Origin of the sequence: Leucobacter komagatae (assembly GCF_006716085.1) — a bacterium.
Taxonomy (GTDB): Bacteria; Actinomycetota; Actinomycetes; order Actinomycetales; family Microbacteriaceae; genus Leucobacter; species Leucobacter komagatae.
In genome coordinates this window covers 1,498,785-1,517,725 of sequence record NZ_VFON01000001.1, presented here as the reverse complement: position 1 = coordinate 1,517,725, position 18,941 = coordinate 1,498,785, and the positions used below count along the sequence as shown (strand labels likewise).

Below are 18,941 nucleotides of genomic sequence, written 5' to 3'. Positions count from 1 at the left end.
ACTGGTGTACTCCTTTACAGTTTCCCCCGTCGCCAACCTAGCAGAGATTTGGCAAGAAGAGCGGCTGACCAGCGTCGCTCTCGGGACGGGAAGGGGTCGATGCAACGTGCCATATCTTCGCCAGCTCGGCGCAACGACCTCAACTCGTTGTCACTCCATCGCCCAGCGTGTTGAACACGCCCAGGTGGTTGACGAACGACGAAGCCGGCGTTGGAACCTCGAGAGGAGGCAAAGGTCCTGGCATCCGGTCCTGGCTCGTGGTCTTGCCTGCCGGTACCACGTGTGCGCGGCTAAGCGAACCTAGTATCGGGTCTCAAGTGGTCCACCCACCTGATAGGTAATATGTCCGTCCTCCTCAGCGATCTGCTCGACAACGGCGGTGATTGACGCGACCTCAGTCTCATCCGGGCGAAACACAACGATTTGGTCAGTGCTAAAGCGGATTGTGCCTCTGATCTCTCGACTCTTCGGGCTGACCTCTGCGATTCGCTGGTACCAGTCCACCCACATTGGGTACGGGTTCTGCTCTGCGGTGATGACGAGCGCAGGGTCATTGATGAGGACTTCAAAGGACCGATAGCCGTCTACCGTTGTGAGCTCGACCCGTACACCCTCAGAATTGGCCGCCGCGAGACGCTCCGACCACGCGGATACGGCCTCAACTGATGGCGCTAGGACACGAAGATTCGAGCGGCGATCCACGGACATTTCGGTGGCACCGAGCTCGGCGGCGGCGTCTGCAACTCGAATCATCGGTGCCGTTACAGTGCCCCCGAAAGACCATAACGGTAGCGCGGTGACTTCTGTGTCGTGATCTTCGAAGGCCCTCTCTTCGTCGACCGCCGTCGTCAAGACCGCAGCTGCGCTCTCAGAGGGGGACTTCACGACAAGCGAGTCAGGCGTGAGCCAGAGCTGCTCCAACTGGTAGTCCGCCGAAAGCGAGGTGAGCGCTTCGATGGTTGCCAGATGTTCCGTGGCGGGAGCTGAGCTGATTACGACGTCGCGCACGTCCATTCTGATCGACGTTGCGCCAGCGTTTCGGTAGACCGCAGCGACTGTGGTCATCCAAGAGGTGGCTGTCTCGTAATCTGGATCGTCATCGTACGGGGCTGTCTCGTAATCCGAAACGAGAATGTCGTCACTAGTATGGCTTTCACCAAGCCAGACATACCCGGTCGGGTTTGCCTCGCGCATGTCTTCGAAGACCGCTGCAAGGTCGATCGTGTTCGACGGGCAGCCGCTGTCGACTCGGTGCAGGGTTGCGTTCCCGTCGGTGATAGTGATGACGAGTTCAGTGCGTTTCCGGTTTGGGACGTCGCAGGCTCGCTCAACAACCGCGTCAATTATCTTCTTCTCCGGGGGAACTGTTACCCGTACCGACCCGACCAAAGGCGCGGGTATGCCCTGCGGTTTGTAACTGAGCACTTCTGTTCCGGTGATGCCAGGCACGGCCGCAAGTTTGGCAGCGTAGCGCTCAGCGTCCCTCACGGACGGGCCGATACTGCACGCAGCGAGGCCAAGAGCAACGGCTGCCGCCACAGCCATTGCCGCCACTCGCCTGAACCGTGTATGCCAAGGCTGGCGGACGTTGTGCGCGGTCGGAGAGATCATCGGCTGCACGGTCTAGCTCCCCTGACTGTTGGCGTTCAGATACTCGCTCCTGCCATCGGACCAACCCATTGCGACGGTGTCGATGGTGGTGAGTGGAAGGAGCCCCCGCAGCTCTTGTTCGGTGGCCTCGACGGTGGTGGAGGCCGCGTATGATTCGAACGTCACGTGAACACGGAGCTTGTCTGGGAAGCTCTGAATATGGACCTCCCGGATGTCGGTAGTCGCCGTGAGGATCTCGGCGGCAGCAGCTACTACGGCGCGGAGATCTGCGAGGCTTGCCACGCCCGCGTCAAGTCGGATCGTCAGGGCGTCGTTCTCAGCGGTCTTGAGCAGGATGGTGACTCGGCCCTTCCCTGCGGTGGAGACGGTTTTCACCGCGTTCAAACGCTCACCATTGTTCTCACCGAAGTAGTCGAGGACCTCGGTGATTCCTGCCAGGCTTGTCGTCGTTGCCACGATCGTTTCGTGCTCTCCGAACGTCGTAGCTTCTACCGCGGGTAGACGTGCGAGCTCACTGAGGAGGAGCTGGCGGGTCTCGGAGACCTCCGATGAGCCAAACGGTGTGTCAGCGAGCCGTGCCGAGAAAGGCACAGCAGCGTCTTCCGCGAGTTGACGGGCCTGAGCGACGTCTTCTCCCGCTAGTGCCTCAGCGTCGTCAATGGCGACGACGATCCCGGTGTCTGGCGCGTAGCTGATGCCCTTGTGCTCGAGCAGGAAAGCGTGAGAGAGGACCGGGAATACTGGAGCGAGGTCGTAGTCGGCAGGTACGTTGATATTGATTTTCTTGCCGTAACTCGTGATGGGGGAGACGTCGTCGTCGACGGATCCGGCGAAGTCGAACGGGTTATTCACGCCCACTGCACGGTGAGCTTGTGCCGCGAACGCGAACAGGTCGGCGGCGGTTGTCGTTTCCGCTCGAATTGAGGGTGGTTCGGTTGTCTCTTCGCCAGTCGCATAGTCAGTTCGAGCCTCGTAGCTCCAGACAAGCACATCTGCCTCAAACGATGCACTCTGCTGATCAAGCACGTTGAGAATCCGGGCGAAGTCCGCGAGCTCCTCCTTGTCTCCGCAAACTCCCGTGAGCCCTCGCTTCTCGACAGAAACGTTGGGGACCGGTGAGCGAGCTTCGTAGATGACTTCGTCGAAAATGGACTCTTCGCCGCAACTTGCCTCCACGAGTTCCCGTGCTTGTGCCTCGCTTGTTGAGAGGGCAATGCGTACCTCTCCTGTGTATCGACTGCCACCGGTCGGCCAGTTGTTGACATGGCTCCATTCGGCCGAGACCACCTGGTCCAGTTGCGAGACTTGCCGTTGCCATTTGTTGTAGGCGAAGCTCGTGGTGAAGCTGCCCAGCGCAATGACTGTTGCCAGTAACGCACAGAATGCTACAGCTACGAAGCCAAATTTCTTCATGCTTGTAGCCTATATCTGGTGAGTTCTCGGCGTGAATATGTCGACGCTCGTCAGATGTTGAACGAGGTCGTGGGTGTCCGGCGAGGCAGAGTGGGGACAGCTGCCGACGTTCCTGTGACGTGGCGGGTAGCGTGCTCGCCTGAGATGATTGCAGCTACTAGGAAGCAGCGGGTCCCGACGGGCCCGCATGCCCCGAATGGGTCTGAGTAGGCTTGCGGATATGACTGGAGCATTGATGCTGCAGAAGACGCTCATACGGTCCGACAGGGTGACGTGGTTGGCGCCGAAAGTGTTCTCCGTGGCCTCCTGGAGTACGCCCCGGCAAGGGCGCTTCGTGTTCGAGCACTCGTGGTGCAGGGGGAGCTCACTCACCCTCATGATGCTGAGGGTGGGCGGGGTCACTTCTCTGAATCGCTTCAAGTGGCCCAGGAAATCGACGGAGCGGATGATCTCCTCGCTGTAGAGCTGCGTGTCGCCAGCGAGATGCTCGTGCGAAAGCAAAAACGGCCCCAGCGCTGAGCGCTGAAGCCGTGTCACAAGCGCCCCCGTAGAGATCCAAACCCCCGACCTACGGATCTCAAGACCTGGAGGAGATTGAGTTCTGGAACCCTAGCGTCTGTCCCAACACCTTTGGCGAGTTGATTCAGATGTTCGACAGGATGGGGTGATCTCGGCTTTTCCGGGGATTGATTCTCGCTGGGTACCTCGAAAGCGAGTAGGTGGACCGGGCAGGAATGCTCGAAAAGTGAACACGTGGGGGCTAGGAAGAATGTGGTTGTCAAACGTTCAAACGCTAAACCAGTTCCACGGCTTTAGTTGCCGTGTACCTTTGGCGAGCTGGCCGAGCATACACACAGATCCGGTCGGCCCGTGCTGCCGTGGAGAAGATGTGACTGCGGATTCCAGCGCACAGTGGGGGTGAGGCGGTTATCCGCCTCACCCCCACTGTGTGTTGAGGAGTAAGAGCCGCGGTTAACGGATCTGGAAGCTCCTGGCGATTTCGTTGTTCTCGCTCTCCACGAGAACCGTGTACGCGCCAACCCCGAGCTGCACGCTCGTTGTCGCCGACCAGTTGCCCGCAGCGTTTGCGGTACCCGAGCCGAGCTCAAGGCCCGACACGTTTGAGCGCAGCACGACCTTCGCGTGCGGCTCCGCAAGCCCCGTGAACGTGACCGGGCCGGGGTTCACCGTCGCGCCCTGCGCGGGCGTCACGACGGTGAGGTGCCCCACCACGGCGACGTCGTCTACGAAGAACGTCCGGCTCTCCTCAAGTGACCCGTTGCGCACGATCACCGTGTAGGTGCCCTTCGCGAGGTCACGGTCAGTGACCGCTACCCAGTTCCCGGCCTGGTTCGTGGTGCCCTTGCCGAGCACGATGCCCGACACGTTCGAACGCAGCTCAATGACAGCGCCCGGGTTCGCGGTACCAGCGAACATGACCTTGCCGGTCTGAACGGTGCCGTTCGTCGCAGGCAGGGTCACCTGCAGGAACTCGGTGCCAGACGGCGTGTCAGCGACCGTGAACTGGCGGTCAACGCTCTGACTGCCCGACTTCACCTGGAAGTTGTAGGTGTCAGCGCCGAGCTGCCGGTTGACCTGCACCGACCAGCTCCCGTTCCCGGTTGCCGTACCGGCGCCAAGCATCGCGCCGGTCGTCTTCGAGCGCAGCTCGATCGCCGCGCCAGGGGTCGCCGTTCCGGTGAACGTGACCGTTCCCGGCTTCAGCGTCGCACCGTTTGCCGGGCTCGTCACGGTCAGCGGCGCGGTCACGGGCTTCTGCACGACGGAGAACGAGCGCGCCACTTCGAGCGTGCCGTTCTTCACGACAATCGTGTATTCGCCGGCGCCGAGCTGACGGTTTACGTCGACAGCCCAGGTGCCGTTCGCGGTCGCGATACCGGAGCCGAGGAGGCCGCCGGAAACGTTCGAGCGCAGCTCGATCTTCGCGCCCGTGTTCGCGGTACCCGTGAAGGTGACGGTGCCGGGCTGGAGCTTCGAGCCCTGGGCCGGGTTCACCACGTCAAGCTTCAGCTGCGGCGCGGGCGCCTCGATCGTAAATGAGCGAGCCACCTCACGTGCACCGTTCTTTACGAGGATCGTGTAGTTACCGGCACCCAACTGTCGGTTCACGGAAGCGGTCCACGCGCCGTTTGAGTTCGCCACGCCAGAGCCCAACAGGCTCCCGGTGAGGTTTGACCGTAGTTCAACCGTCGCGCCCGCGTTCGCGGTGCCCGTGAACGTGACCATGCCCGGCTGCAGCTTCTGGCCCTCGCCCGGGGTGATCACTTGCAGGGCCTCGTCAGTGACGCCGGGGTTGATCTCGACAGACGCCGTCGTGACGTTCGCGCCGCGGCCCGTCTGCTCAGCGGTGAACTTCAGGTTCTTCTTCGCGACATCCGCGACCGTGACCGTCCAGATCCCGTTCGACCCGACCGTCGCCGCGCCGAGCACACCCGGGCGGCCATTCTCACGCAGCGACACCTTGCCGCCGGGGACTCCGCGGCCCTGGAAGCGCAGCTCGCCACCGTTGTGGATGATTTCGTTCACCGGCGACTCGATCGACACGGCACTGCCGTAATCAGCACGGACCGAGACAGCGCCCGGCACTTCCTGGTTATTGACCGACTGTGTCAGCGAGTACTCCTGCGCCCCGCCACGGTTCGGGGATGGCAGCTCGGTCGAATACTTCCCGGTCGCCCGGTCAGCGGACGCGGTCGCGACAAGCGTGCTGCCCTGCCACACACTCACCTCGGCACCCGGCTCTGCGGTGCCGGAGACGATGGCGCGCTCGGACACGTTTGCGGGGAACGACACGTTGGCTTCGAGCTGGTCGGGCCCGAACTGTACGGTGAGCGTGGTCGAGCCGGTCACGACACCGTTCACACGGTGCTCGATGTTGAGGTTGTTCACGCCGAGCTTGAGGCCAGTCACTTCCATGTTCCAGCCACCCAGCGGCCTCACATAGGTGGACTGTGACCCTCCGTTGAGGGTCACAGTGGCGTCGGGCGTCCCGTGGCCGAGCAGGAGCACCGAACGGGCATTCTCATTGCGCGACTCTACCCAGGCGGAGAAATCGCGTTGCACGACCTCAGGCTGCAACTCACTCATCAGCAGATGACTACCGGCGATACTGCCGTTAGCGTGGTAGATGCTCTTCTCGTAGAGGACGTAGTGTTGCAGGCCTCGTGCGTTTGGCGGAGTGATCATTCCATCAGCGTCGATGTGCCAGGCCTGAAGAGGCCCTCCGTGACACGGTTGGATCTGGAGAAGTGTGTCGCCAGAGGCGAGACCGAGACAACGGCCGGACTCGGTTTTGATGGGCCCATAGTCGCCAACTCCTGGGTAGGTGAGTGTCGCAGCCTTCGCCTTGACTTCGGCCAAGGTGCCGGACCCCACGTACACTTGCCCGTCGGGCCCGTCAACGACCGTCGAGTAGCGACCGCCGATCACCAACACCCACTTGCCCTTGAGGCGCGGCTGCGAGGCAAATGCTTCCGGCGCGGCCGCTGCGGACACCTCGGCGGGCGCCGCTACCTCAGCGGGAACCGCTTCCTCGGCAAAGGCGGGGGCCGTACCCAGACCAACGCCCGTGGCCGCAATCAACGTGGCGGCCCCTGCCGCCACTAAGCGCCGCAAACGATGTTGCTGCAACATACACACTTCCTTCTCAATTCGACGCGCGCGTCAGATTTTCCCGCCTCACAAATGCACCTGGCAGGAAGGTTGGATGTTCACGGCAAACACACCGGAACCATATAAATCTAACATCACGAAATGTTAGTATTTCGCACAGGTTTTACCTCCTTAGCTGGGCTTTTGCGCGTATTCTGAGGGCAATCAGTGCACAGCATCGGTCTATCGACGTAGGCTCAGCCGCGCACCAAGTGCTCGCAAGGCCAGACCTACGCGCATGCTCGCACAGGCGCCTAGCCGTTGAACGCGCAACACGCATGTGTGAGAATTCATCGATGTGGTCGATGGAACCTGTAGGCCTCTAGATGCGCGTTGAGCCACCTCGAACGCGCCCGGACCTCGTTTCACGCGAGGCGCAAGTTTCCCCTGTGCCGGGTAAGCGCCACGCTCGGACGCAGGGCTGCAACTGAAGGGGCGATCGTATGTGCCTGTGCGGCGGCCCGAAGTGAGGCCTGTCTCGTGTGAGTGTGATGCTCCTTGACCCGTGATAAAGCTACGAGTTTGCCTCGAGTGTGGAGCAACGGGCGGTCCATTGTTGAAGGACGAGGGAAAGGTTCCTTGGGCTGTAGGGATGTAGTGGCGGGCGGGGCCGTGCTCGCAGCACTGTCGCTGGGAACTGCAGCCCCAGCGACGGCAGGCAATTGCGACGTCACCAGCGGTGCTGATTCCGGCCCAGAGACACGGCGGGCTGCCTTTGGACGTCGCAAATGGCAGTGCTCGAGAAGACACGATCACCGTTGCCCCCGGTCTGCCGATTCGCACCGAGGACGATCTGTTGGTGACCGACGACCTGAGAATAGTTCGTAACGGCAGCACGCTGACGCACGCTGATGGGTTCCACGGCTTCGATATGCTCACGTCCGAAGACAGAACGGCGACCAGTACAGGTAGCTTCGCTTTCGACCAGATGCTCGGGGACAACGACGAAGCATGAGGCAACACCGCCACCGTGTTCCACGAAACACCTGAAACGCCGATCTCGTTTGATGACGTCACCTTAAACTTCGGCGAAGACGGGACAGGCTTGAGTCTGTGGCGGAGCGGCGGGGCAACGGTTACCGTTACCGGTTCGGCCTTTATCGGTGGAGCGCAAGCAATCGCCATAGCCTCAACGGCTGAGGGCAGACCCCACAATGCCCTTCTGGAAGACACCGGATTCCGTGGACAGGAGCATTCCGCGGTGCAAATCGACGATCTCGACGATGGTTCGGGTAATGGCAGACTGACTGTGCGAAACTACCTCTTTGAAGGTATTTCGACCGAGGGCCTGGTGAATGCACCGCTTGCGGTAGGAGAGCTCAACGACCCAACAGGGTACGGTTCGCCCCAGATGGTGGTTGAAAGCTCACGGTTTGTGGGTACCGGTGGGGGCGGTTTCAGGGGGAGGACGCAACGCGGTCGTGTGACAGTCCTACTCGGCTTCATTCTCGGAACGGCATTGTCTGTCGCAAGCCAATACGAGTCACGCCATTGCTCCAGCGTGCTGACACACAACAGTGGTGTGCGTCCCAGACTCTTCCCTGTTCTGCATAGCTGCGCGCGCGGGAACAATCCACACTCGTTGGGGTGGAGCGCGACTGCTCCTAACCTGAGTCGCAGGCGCGGGCATCGTGCTCGTCTGCACCTATGCACTCGCGAACTTAGATGATGTGGACAAGTCAGCTGGTGGCAGATCCCAACACTCGGTCGCCGGGGAGACGGCGCTCGTTGAGCACGTCGTCGACAGCGACACCATCCTTGCGCACCGTAACGGCACCACTGCCACAGACCTGTCCGGCTTTTTGGAAGTAACACCCCTGAAGTCGGCCGCGGGAGTGGCCCGGATGTTTGCTGTGGAAACGATGCAACAGCGTTTCTCTCATCCCTGCTTTCTGAAGTAACCAAGGTTGAGCTCCGGCCGGATCCCACTCAACTCCAGGTCGACAAATACGGGAGACGTCTCCGGCACATTGAATTCCCGGAGACAAACAGGAGTGTTGTTCTCGAACTGTTCCAAGCAGAAGCCGGCCCCGGGCGCACCTATGGCAAGCCTTAACAAAGCCAAGCTGATTGCCAGGCTGCTGAAGCTGCCGAGAAGCCGCAGGACGCCGGCCACCGGGGTGCATGGAAGTAGCTGAATGCGGCTTGAGCTAGCAACCCCCGAGGATCGCGGGGCGGTATAACCTCTCCGCCTTAGCTGCTCAGAGATGCGCGACAAACACTACCGTTGCGTGGCTTCTCAGTTGCTGACGTGCCGTGTGCTCGCACGTAGGTGTCTCTGGAGTGCGCGTAGCTATGGGCACCTTTCTGCGCAGATCTACTGCCCAGCTCTGAGGAGCATTCGCCGACCAACTTCACTAGGAGTAGCTGAAAGGGGCTCTCTCATGTCACAGAACGAACGCAACGCCCTCCCGGAGGTAGTCGGCCCCAGGTTTGCACGCCGTCTCATCGCCCGGCCTGCAATCGCGCTTGCTTTGGTTTCTGCGGTATTGCTCTCTGCTCTCGGTATCTCATCGACAATGGTCGGGGCCGTCACGACGGACTCCTCGAGAGTCGCCGGGAACAGCTTTGTTGCTGCGGCTCGAGTCGACGTAGGGCCCTACGGGCTCGCCGCGGTTCCTTCCAACGGTTCAATGTTTGGGCCGGGCCCTGATTCCGGCGTGGTCCGTTTCTCGATGCAGCCCGAGGGTGCAAGCCCCATCGCTGCAGAGCGCGGAGAGGAATTCGCTCTCGAGATTCTCCTTCCCCTAGGAGTGCAGCCAGGTACACTTCCTGCGGACGAATCGGGCAATGGGTTTCGTCGCGCTTGGTCTACGCAAGAAGAAAACGGGCAGTGGGTTGTTCGCAGCGTCGTCACTGCCGAAACAGCTGGGGCCCTTACGCTTCCCTCTGGAACATTTGATATCGTCACCGAGTTTCCCGGCGTGCTTTCTGATGAAGCAGCCACCCTTCACGCAGAGATTAAACTGCCCGAACGGCTCATGAGTACTCACCCGAAGGACTCCGTTGTCCTTCCTGTTGCTTGGAACGTCACCGCTGGCGTCTACGGGCTCGGGCTCAGCGGTAGTACTGCTACGAACGCCGCAGTGAAAGTCTCAAGCCACCCCGACCTTGGCGGAGAGACGCTACACCTTCGCGCAGGTGACGCGATTGTCACGACCGTTTCGGTCCCATCTTCGGTCACGCCCGGTCGCCTCCCGGAGGCGACATCGCAAGCGGGCCTCACCACGACCTGGAGCAGCGTCCGTACCGGGGCTGGGTGGGATGTGACTCTAACAGAAACAATTACCGCTCCAATCGCGAATGTCCCGACTCGAACCGCACAGTTCCCAGTGTCTGTGAACCAACAAGCCTGGACGTCAGGCTTCACCATGAGCGCGCAGACAGTGCTCCCTGCACGGTTTACGAGTTCACAGGCACGGACGGAGACGAAAGTGCCTGGCCGTATCGCGAAGCCTGGACTCGGGAAGGTTTCTGCCGGCGGTGGCCAGTCGATGGCTCTTACCAACAAATGGCTGGCCTACGGCTGGGGCGTCAACGCAAGTGGTCAGGTGGGAAACGGGACGACTACCAACGTGTTGACGCCGACATGGCTTGGCTACCCCGGGTCGCAGGATTTCATTCAGGTTTCGGCCGGAGGAAACCACACGGTTGCGCTTAGCAGCGACCTGAAGGTCTACGGTTGGGGTGCTCGGCAGTGGTCGTTGGCGGGCGGGTCGCAAGTCGACAAGCCAGTTCAGGTCAGTAGTTCTAATTCCGGTGCCTTTACCCAGGTGTCCGCAGGTTACAACCATTCGTTGGCGCTCGGTCCTAATGGACGTGCTTGGGGATGGGGGTCTGCAAGCAACGGAGAGCTTGGCGGGAGTTCGTCATTCACCTGGCCCACGCAGTTGCAGAACCCGGCAGGAGTCCAGTTTGTGCAGGTGGAGGCCGGCGCCTCAACGACATTTGGACTTGGCTCGGACGGAACTGTGTGGGGAATGGGATCGAATGCTGGTGGACGGCTCGGACTCGGACCGAACGTGTCGAAGATGTCAAAGTTTACCCAGATCCCAATGCCAGACGACGCGCGGATCGTGCAGCTAGTGTCAAACAGCTCAACTACCGATTCCCACACCCTTGCGCTCACGGATCCTGGTGAAGTGATCGCGTGGGGAGCGAACTCAAGCGGTCAGGGCGGTACCGCGTCTGACGGCTCAATTCCGGCTGCGCTGTCTACTCCTACGCTTATTCAGCTCCCAGAGGGGGTGCGATTCACCCGGCTTGCTGCTGGCGGTGGCGTATCTCTCGGGCTCAGCTACGACGGATCCGTGTACTCATGGGGTGGTCGGACGCTCGGCTACGCAGCCTCGGGCAAGGTCGCCGTCCCGCATCAAATACCGTCCCTCACAGCGAAGGGTGGATACGTCGATATCGCGGCGGGTGACCAGCATGCGTTCGCCTCAAGTTCAGACGGCAATCTATACGGGTGGGGTTCTGGGCAGGGAGGACGACTTGGCAACAACAGCACAGCTTTTCAAACTGTCCCAGTGCTAGTTCCGCAGACGCTCAGCCGCGAAGCCGACGCCGCCGAAGAAACCGCCCCAACGGACACAGCAGCAGAAGCAGGTGTCGAAGCGGAAGTAGGAGATGCGGGTTGGGAGGCACCTGAAGGCACTGCCGATACCGGGGCAGAATTCCCGGACGAGGAGATCGGCGACCCTGATACCGATGAGGACGGCAGTCCCGTTTCTCAGCTCCCCGCCCAGATCGATCCAGCTAGCATCGGCCACGGTGGTGTCAAGCCGGACACCATTGTCCTGGCCGCTGAAAATGAGCGGTACACGGTGTGGACTGCGCGCGACCAGAGCGAGGCGATTTGTGTCATAGCTCTCGTACTTCCAGACGGGGCGTCGAACTCGTACTGTGCACGTCCTGATGTATTCGAGGCTTCCGGGGTCTCGGGGTCAATGGACAGTGGGACCGCTGCCAGCAGTGAGGATTCCATGCAGACGCTGCAGACTTATTTGCTGCCCGACGCAGTCGAAGCGGAAAAGGCTGCGAAGATGATCCCTGGCTCGAAGAACTACGGGCAACTATTGGTACGTTTCGGAGACTTTCGTCAGGAGGAAAGCCACCTGATCGAGCTTCCTTCGGGGGACAGGACGGTCGAAATGCTCGTACTGAGTGGTTCCTAGTTAGAAACCGCATGCTGTCTCGACTGACACCAGCTCAACAGGATCGGGAAGTTTCAGGGCGAAATGACGTCGCGTTGGAGAAACGTTCTCCAAACGGACAGGGTGGGGCTGCGAGGACAGCCCCACCCGACGAAGTGCTCGCGGCTCTTCTTCTCTGCCCAGATCTCGTAGACGGTGTTCGCGGAGACGCTTGGGCCGGATGCTGAACGTCATTGTGCGAGTTGTGACTGAGAAGCTGCCACTGTCTGATATCGCTTCCATAGCCGTGACCCGCTCAGCTACTCGCCGCCCCGAGCATCTCCGCAAAACAGAAACGGCCCCAGCGCTGAGCGCTGAGCGCTGAAGCCGTGTCACAAGTGCCCCCGGAGGGATTCGAACCCCCGACCTACGGTACCGGAAACCGGCGCTCTATCCCCTGAGCTACGGAGGCGAGCAGATGTAACTCCCCAAGCCTAGCGCACCTCCAGCGGCGTTTTTGCAACCGGTTCGGGGCGCGCCGAGCTGCCGGTAGACTTGACCCTCGTGACGCCTCTAGAACTTGCACAGGCCCTTGCCCAGATTCTCGCTGCCAACTTCGCCGCCCGCGGCGGAGACGCCGCCGAGATTGTTGTGACCGAACAGGACACGCAGCTGGAGCGACCGAAGAGCCGAGAGCACGGTGATTGGGCGTCGAACGTCGCGATGAAGTTCGCGAAGCGCATCGGCACGAACCCGCGCGAGCTCGCGCAAGAGCTCGCCGCTGAGATCGAGAAGATTGACGGCGTCGCGAAGGTTGACATCGCGGGCCCCGGCTTCATGAACATCACGCTTGACGCCGCGAGCGCGGGGGAGACCGCGCGTCGCGTCGTCGAACAGGGCGCAGCGTACGGCCGCAACGACTCGCTCGCCGGCCAGCGCATCAACCTCGAGTTCGTGAGCGCGAACCCGACGGGTCCGCTGCACATGGGGCACACCCGCTGGGCGGCGCTCGGCGATTCGACCGCGCGCGTGCTTCGCGCCGCGGGCGCTGAGGTGACGAACGAGTACTACATCAACGATGCGGGCGCGCAGATGAACAAGTTCGGCCGCTCGGTTCTCGCCGCGGTGCTGAACGAGGATGCCCCGGAAGACGCGTACCCGGGCGAGTACATCCAGGTGCTCGGCGCGAAGGTGCGCGAGCAGCTGCCGAACATCGCGGAGCTTGCCGCGAGCGACCGCGACGCGGCGCTCGAGCAGGTACAGGAGCTCGCGTACCAGCTGCAGCTCGCCGAGATCAAGGACTCGCTCGAACGCTTCAACGTGCACTTCGACGTGTTCTTCTCGGAGCGCACGCTGCATGCGAAGGGCGCGAACGGCGAGCCGAGCCCGATCGAGCTCGCGGTGGATCGCCTGCGTGACCAGGGGCACGTCTTTGAAGAGGACGACGCGATCTGGGTGCGCACGACCGCTTTCGGCGATGATAAGGATCGCGTGTTCACGCGCGGCAACGGCATCTACACCTACTTCGCGGCCGACGCGGCCTACTACCTCGACAAGATGGATCGCGGCTTCACTGAGAAGATCTACCTGCTCGGCGCTGACCACCACGGCTACATCGGCCGCCTCACCGCAATCGCTGGGGCAGCCGGTGACGACGTTGAGAAGAGCATCACGGTACTCATCGGCCAGCTGGTGAACCTCAACGGTGCTCGGCTGTCGAAGCGCGCCGGCAACATCATCGAGCTCGACGACCTCCTCGAGTGGCTTGGTGCCGACGCGCTGCGCTACTGGCTCGCGCGCTACCCGGCGGATTCGCCGCTCGCCCTCGACGGTGAGAAGGTGCGCAGTCGCACGAACGACAACCCCGTCTTCTACGTGCAGTACGCGCACGCGCGCACCTGCGCGGTGGATCGGAACGCGGCGGCCGCCGGCATCACCCGCGAGGTGTTCGCGCCCGAGCTGCTCACGCACGAGACCGAGACCGATCTGCTTGGCAAGCTCCAGCAGTACCCGGGCATCGTCGCAGGCGCCGCTGAGCTGCGCGAGCCGCACCGCATCGCCCGGTTCCTCGAAGAGCTCGCGGCCGTGTACCACCGCTGGTACGACAACTGCCGCGTGATCCCGCTTGGCGAGGAGCCGGTGGAAGACGTGCACCGCACGCGCCTGTGGCTCAACGACGCGGCTGGCCAGGTGCTGCGCAACGGCCTCGACCTGCTGGGCGTCTCCGCGCCTGAGCGGCTGTAGCGTATGGCGCGCACGCTGAAGGTGATCGTCGCCCTCGTGGTGACGGCGGGCGTGCTCGCCGGGCTGGGGGAGTGGGGGCTGAGGCTCGCGATTCCCGGCGTGGTTCGCGGCATCGCGCAAGAGCAGCTCGATATCCCGAGCAGCCACCCGGTTGAGGTTGACCTCGGCGGGTCGGCTCTGCTGCACGCCATCGGCGGCGGCGTTGGCGACATCACCGTCGAGATTCCCGACGCCCCGGTCGCCGACGGCGTTCGTGCGACGCTCATCTTTTCTGCGAAGCGCTCGCCGTTTGACCCGTCGAAGGGCGACATGACGGGTGCGAAGGCCGCCGTCTACGTGCCGACCGCTGACCTCGGTCCGATGATCTCCCTGCTCACGAACGGCGTCGTTGACTCGGGCAAGACAAGCAGCGGCGAGCTCGTCGTCGGTCGGCAGCTCGAGGCTCTTGGTTTCAGTGTGCCGATCGAGGCGACGCTCGGTCTCACAGCGGTCGATGGTGAGGTGCTCGTGGAGCCGCGCGGCCTGTCAGCCGTCGGTTTCGACCTCTCGGTTGATCAGCTCGCGTCGGCGACGGGCGGCCTGCTCGACCCGCTGCTGTCGGCGCGCCAGCTCTGCGTGCGGGAGTGGCTCCCGGCCGGGGCGACGCTGAGCGACATCCGGATCACGACGAGCGGCGCCCGCGTCGAGTTCGAGCTCGCGCCCGACTTCCTCGCGAACCCGCAGCAGCAGGAGCTCGGCACCTGCGGCTAGCCCGAAGCCGGCCGCAGGCACCGCCCCAGCGCGTTACTGCATTGTGTTGACGATGAGCCCGATGTGGGTGAAGAAGTTCATCGCGCCGAAGAGCAGGAAGATGATGCCGGTGACGAGCCAGGTCACGCCGACGAGCTTCGCGACGCCCGACATGGGCTGCTTCGACGAGAAGCCGCGAAGCGCGATGGGGAAGAGGGCTGCGCCGAGGCCGACGAAGGCGAACAGCAGCGACATGAAGATCGCCTCGATCATCGGGTAGTCCGCGACGATGCCCGAGATCGGCTCTTCCGCGGGGGCCGCAAACAGCTGGAAGACGAGCCCGGCGAGCGCTATTCCGAAGAGGGCGAGCCCCATGCCGAGCACGAAGATGCCCATCGGGCGGGCCACCGCGGCGGCTTCGGCCGCGCGGTCGTCTGCGGCGACGGTCTGGTCACCGCGCTTCCAGAGGTAGAGCGACGCGGCGAGGAGCAGCACGCCGAACGCGAGGCTCGGCTCGCCGAAGACGATGTTGTCGAACGGGAAGTACATGGCGAACGGCCACTCGAGCGTCATGTGCAGGCCGGTCGTGGTGAGGATCAGGCCGAGCACGCCAGCGGTGAGCGCCCAGCCCTCAGCCTTGAAGTCTCGGTCGCGCACGAGCGCGCGACCGAGCATGTACATGAAGATGAGCCCGGCGCCCGCGGCGACGGCCATGATGGTGTTGTAGGTCGGCATCTGGGTCCAGTCGATGACGAGACCCGTGTCGCGGCCCTTGAAGAAATCTTCGATGAAGCTTCCCATGATCAAATCCTTTCTGTGCACAAACAACGGAGCGTCCGTGAACGCCCATTGAAGTTGCGGGGGTGTACCCGGTGTAACCAATTACAGTCGTTGTGTATTCGTTTGCATGTATTTCTCGGGTGTGTCTGATGCCCCGAAGCTCGTGCCGATTCGATGCGCGCGGCGGCGCAGGCATAGGGTGGCAGAGGTCTCACGTTCACTGCCGCACAAAGGAAACCGATGTCTCACTCGCTCGACGCCACCGAAACCGCCGACATTCTCGCCCAGGCGGTCGCCGACTATGTCGGCACCCTCGCCCCCGCCGTGTCGGTGGCGGCTTTCGACCCGAATGGCGTCGTTGCGTGGCACGGGGTGGGGGAGCCGCGGCTCGACGGCGCGCCAGTCAGCCGGGCCACGGTGTTCAGGATCGCGTCGATGACGAAGAGCTTCCTTGCGGCCACGACGCTCGCGCTCGACGAGCAGGGAATCCTTGACCTGGCGGCGCCGGTCGCAGACTACCTCCCCGGGATGCGCTTCCGGTACCGCGGTGCGGAGTACCCGGTCACCGTCGGGGAGCTGCTCTCAAACCGCTCAGGCATGCCAGAGGACAACGCCTGGGCTGACCGCCAGCTCGGCTCGAGCCGCGACTACATCGCGGGCCTCTTCACCGAGGGAATCGAGCTGACCGCGGCCCCCGGCGTCGGCTATCAGTACTCGAACCTCGGTATGTCCCTCGTCGGACGCGTCGTCGAAGCAGCCGTCGGGCACAGCGTCGAAGACGAGATCCGAACACGGTTCATCGAACCGCTCGGCCTCTCGGGAACACGGTTTGCGACCGACCACTACGACGAGGGAACGGACATCGCACACGGCTTCCGCTCGTTCGATGCTGGGGCCTCGTTCGTGGAGGAGCCGTTCATCGGCGAGGGCGCGCTCGCCTGCATCGGCGGGCTCTTCAGCACGGTCGATGACATCGCGAAGTGGTCGTGGTTCCTGGCTTCCGCCTACACCGACGCGCCGCTGCGGCCCGACCTGCTTTCCGCCCGCGGCAGGCTCGAGATGCAGCGGATTCACACCCCTATCCCGGTTCCCGCCGCGACCGGTTTCCGTGACGTCACCAGCCTCGGCTATGGGCTGGGGCTGTTCCCCGCGTACGACAGGCACCTTGGCTCGACCGTCGACCACTCTGGCGGGCTTCCGGGATTCTCCTCGAACATGCGCTGGCACACCGACTCCGGCATCGGGGTCGTCGTGTTCGGAAACTCCGACGCCTTCCGCGCTGACACCCTCGCGATGGCAGCGTACGCGGGTGTGATGCGCGGACATGCGATCCCACCGCGCACGGTGAGGCCGTGGCCGCTCGCCCTCGAAGCCGGCGCGCTCATCGATGAACTGCTTCGCGCGGGTGACCCGCTCGCTGGCGCCGAGCAGGTGGTCTCGAGCAACTTCTTCGCCGACGTCCCCGATGAGGTACGCAGGCGCCGCGTTTCCGAGCTCCTCGAAACCGTTGGCACCCCCACCGAAGGCGCGTCGTTTGGCGAACGCATCGTCGGCGCCTCCGACGCCGCGCACCTCAGGTGGCGGATCGACTGCGAGCGCGGCGCGCTCGTCTGCGACATCCGACTCATCGGGCTGAGCGCCCCGCTCGTGCAGAGCCTCACCGTCGCGATCGCCGACGAGACCGGAACGAAGCCCCTCGCGGGCGAGACGGGGCTGCAGGTGCTCGGCGCCGTCGAGTTCGCGGGGGAGCCGGTTTCGTAACATCCGCGTTCGGGAACGCGCCGTCTATTAAGATAGAGGGGTTCGTTCGGAGTAGTTTTCCGTTCGCGCGGCTTCAGGGGCCAAGCCGGGTCCGCTCGCCACGGGTTGCAAGAGTGTAACTCTCCGAGCGTCCGAGCGTCCATGCGACACCCACCCAGAGCCGAGGAGCGTCCGATGACCGATCACCGAACCCGCGATGTCAATGCGATCGACGACCGTGTCTTTCCTCGCGGTGCCCGCCGCGGGAGTGAGTGCGGCGTCCTGAAGATTGGCGGCGTTCGTGCGACCGAGCTCGTCGAGCAGTTCGGCTCGCCGCTCTACGTCGTTGACGAGGATGCAACCCGCGCGACCGCCCGCGAAATTCGCGACGCGCTCCGGGGCGAGGCACAGCGTGTCGGCACCGACGCGACCGTGTACTACGCGAGCAAGGCCTTCCTGAGCGTGCAGACCGCGCAGTGGATGGCCGAGGAGGGCCTCGCGATTGACGTCGCGAGCGGCGGGGAGCTGATGGTCGCGCTCGCCGCGGGCGTTGACCCCGCGAAGATTGGCTTCCACGGCAACAACAAGTCGGAGTCGGAGATCGCGCGCGCGGTCGAAGCCGGGGTCGGCACCATCATCATCGACAGCGAGATTGAGGTCGCGCGCATCGCCGCGGCGACCGCCGCCGCCGGGAAGCGCCAGCGCGTGCGCCTCCGCGTGAACAGCGGGGTGCACGCGTCGACACACGACTACCTGGCGACCGCCCACGAAGACCAGAAGTTCGGCATGCCGCTCACCGACGCGCCCGCGCTCGTGCGCGAGATCGTGTCGCACGAGGGTCTCGACTTCGTCGGCCTGCACTGCCACATCGGCTCGCAGATCTTCGCGACCGAGGGCTTCCGTGAGTCTGCGCGCCGACTGCTCGGCGTGTACGTCGAGCTTGCGGAGATCGCGGGCCGCCAGATCCCTGAACTCAACCTTGGCGGCGGCTTCGGCATCGCGTATACCCCCGAGCAGGCAGCTGAGGCGCCGAACGTCGCCGACATCGCCAGGCAGCTCGCCGACATCGTCGCCGAGGCGTCGACTGAAGCCGGGATCGCGATCCCGCACCTCGCGTTCGAGCCCGGCCGCGCGGTCGTCGGTCAGTCGGGCGTGACGCTCTACACCGTCGGCACGACGAAGCGCGTCGACCTCACGGGAACCGGTGAGGCCGCCCCCGTCGACCGCGGGTACACCGAGCGGCTCTACATCAGCGTTGACGGGGGGATGAGCGACAACGCCCGCCCCGCGCTCTACGGCTCCGACTACCACGTGCGCATCGCGAACCGCCAGAGCGAGGCGGCGCCCGCGCTCGTCCGCGTCGTCGGCAAGCACTGCGAATCGGGCGACATCGTCGTCTACCGAGACGAGCTCCCGGCTGACGTGCAGCCGGGCGACACGCTCGCGGTCGCGGTCACCGGCGCGTACTGCTGGTCGCTGTCGAGCAACTACAACTTTGTTCCGAGGCCAGCCGTTGTCGCCGTGCGCGGCGGTGAGGGCCGCGTCATTGTGCGCGGCCAGACCGAGGCCGACCTGCTCGCCCAGAGCATCGTCGCCTAGCGCGACACTGAAGACGTA

At 63.3% G+C, this 18,941-nt stretch carries 11 protein-coding genes and 1 tRNA gene; 7 read left to right on the top strand and 5 right to left on the bottom strand.

Annotation, left to right across the window (positions count from 1 at the left end; genetic code table 11):
* Positions 1–300 precede the first annotated feature (300 nt).
* The 3 genes from FB468_RS06995 to FB468_RS06985 all read right to left on the bottom strand — a co-directional run bounded on the left by FB468_RS06995 (position 301) and on the right by FB468_RS06985 (position 6,132).
* Entirely contained in the window at positions 301–1,488 is a 1,188-nt protein-coding gene (locus FB468_RS06995; RefSeq protein ID WP_141886704.1) for a hypothetical protein, read from the bottom strand.
* A 135-nt stretch (positions 1,489–1,623) separates the two neighbouring features.
* Positions 1,624–3,024, bottom strand: a complete 1,401-nt coding sequence (locus FB468_RS06990; protein ID WP_141886703.1) for a hypothetical protein — start codon at positions 3,022–3,024, stop codon at positions 1,624–1,626.
* A 972-nt stretch (positions 3,025–3,996) separates the two neighbouring features.
* The gene (locus tag FB468_RS06985) at positions 3,997–6,132 is read right to left on the bottom strand and encodes a hypothetical protein (RefSeq protein ID WP_170219650.1); all 2,136 of its coding nucleotides are present in this window, start codon (positions 6,130–6,132) and stop codon (positions 3,997–3,999) included.
* Positions 6,133–7,411: 1,279 nt separating this feature from the next.
* Between FB468_RS06985 and FB468_RS06980 the strand changes: the two genes are divergently transcribed.
* From FB468_RS06980 to FB468_RS06970, 3 genes are all read left to right on the top strand, one after another.
* Positions 7,412–7,651, top strand: a complete 240-nt coding sequence (locus tag FB468_RS06980; protein WP_141886701.1) for a hypothetical protein — start codon at positions 7,412–7,414, stop codon at positions 7,649–7,651.
* A gap of 676 nt (positions 7,652–8,327) precedes the next feature.
* Positions 8,328–8,597, top strand: a complete 270-nt coding sequence (locus FB468_RS06975) for a hypothetical protein (protein WP_141886700.1) — start codon at positions 8,328–8,330, stop codon at positions 8,595–8,597.
* Positions 8,598–9,080: 483 nt separating this feature from the next.
* Complete coding sequence (locus FB468_RS06970) at positions 9,081–11,873, top strand: RCC1 domain-containing protein (RefSeq protein ID WP_170219649.1); 2,793 nt, start codon at positions 9,081–9,083, stop codon at positions 11,871–11,873.
* A gap of 357 nt (positions 11,874–12,230) precedes the next feature.
* On the opposite strand, the gene FB468_RS06965 is transcribed toward FB468_RS06970, so the two are convergent.
* A tRNA-Arg gene (locus tag FB468_RS06965) sits at positions 12,231–12,303 on the bottom strand.
* Between the two features lie 92 nt (positions 12,304–12,395).
* On the opposite strand from FB468_RS06965, the gene argS reads away from it, so the two are divergent.
* Together argS and FB468_RS06955 are read left to right on the top strand one after the other, a co-directional pair.
* Positions 12,396–14,075, top strand: coding sequence for an arginine--tRNA ligase (argS, locus tag FB468_RS06960; RefSeq protein ID WP_141886698.1), 1,680 nt, complete (start codon positions 12,396–12,398; stop codon positions 14,073–14,075).
* 3 nt (positions 14,076–14,078) lie between these two features.
* Positions 14,079–14,825 (top strand): LmeA family phospholipid-binding protein, encoded by a 747-nt coding sequence (locus FB468_RS06955; protein ID WP_141886697.1) that lies wholly within the window; start codon positions 14,079–14,081, stop codon positions 14,823–14,825.
* 33 nt (positions 14,826–14,858) lie between these two features.
* Here the strand turns inward: FB468_RS06955 and FB468_RS06950 are convergent, their stop codons facing one another.
* The gene (locus FB468_RS06950; RefSeq protein ID WP_246055790.1) at positions 14,859–15,605 is read right to left on the bottom strand and encodes a DUF981 domain-containing protein; all 747 of its coding nucleotides are present in this window, start codon (positions 15,603–15,605) and stop codon (positions 14,859–14,861) included.
* A 219-nt stretch (positions 15,606–15,824) separates the two neighbouring features.
* On the opposite strand from FB468_RS06950, the gene FB468_RS06945 reads away from it, so the two are divergent.
* Both FB468_RS06945 and lysA read left to right on the top strand, forming a co-directional pair.
* The gene (locus FB468_RS06945; RefSeq protein ID WP_141886696.1) at positions 15,825–17,345 is read left to right on the top strand and encodes a serine hydrolase domain-containing protein; all 1,521 of its coding nucleotides are present in this window, start codon (positions 15,825–15,827) and stop codon (positions 17,343–17,345) included.
* 174 nt (positions 17,346–17,519) lie between these two features.
* Positions 17,520–18,923: a diaminopimelate decarboxylase gene (lysA, locus tag FB468_RS06940; RefSeq protein WP_141886695.1), complete on the top strand. Its 1,404-nt coding sequence runs from the start codon at positions 17,520–17,522 to the stop codon at positions 18,921–18,923.
* Positions 18,924–18,941 lie beyond the last annotated feature (18 nt).

Coding starts and splice junctions, on each gene's coding strand:
- lysA (WP_141886695.1), top strand. CDS start 17,520: ATGACCGATCACCGAACCCGCGATGTCAATGCGATCGACGACCGTGTC.
- FB468_RS06945 (WP_141886696.1), top strand. CDS start 15,825: ATGTCTCACTCGCTCGACGCCACCGAAACCGCCGACATTCTCGCCCAG.
- FB468_RS06970 (WP_170219649.1), top strand. CDS start 9,081: ATGTCACAGAACGAACGCAACGCCCTCCCGGAGGTAGTCGGCCCCAGG.
- FB468_RS06990 (WP_141886703.1), bottom strand. CDS start 3,024: ATGAAGAAATTTGGCTTCGTAGCTGTAGCATTCTGTGCGTTACTGGCA.
- FB468_RS06985 (WP_170219650.1), bottom strand. CDS start 6,132: ATGAGTGAGTTGCAGCCTGAGGTCGTGCAACGCGATTTCTCCGCCTGG.
- FB468_RS06950 (WP_246055790.1), bottom strand. CDS start 15,605: ATGGGAAGCTTCATCGAAGATTTCTTCAAGGGCCGCGACACGGGTCTC.
- FB468_RS06955 (WP_141886697.1), top strand. CDS start 14,079: ATGGCGCGCACGCTGAAGGTGATCGTCGCCCTCGTGGTGACGGCGGGC.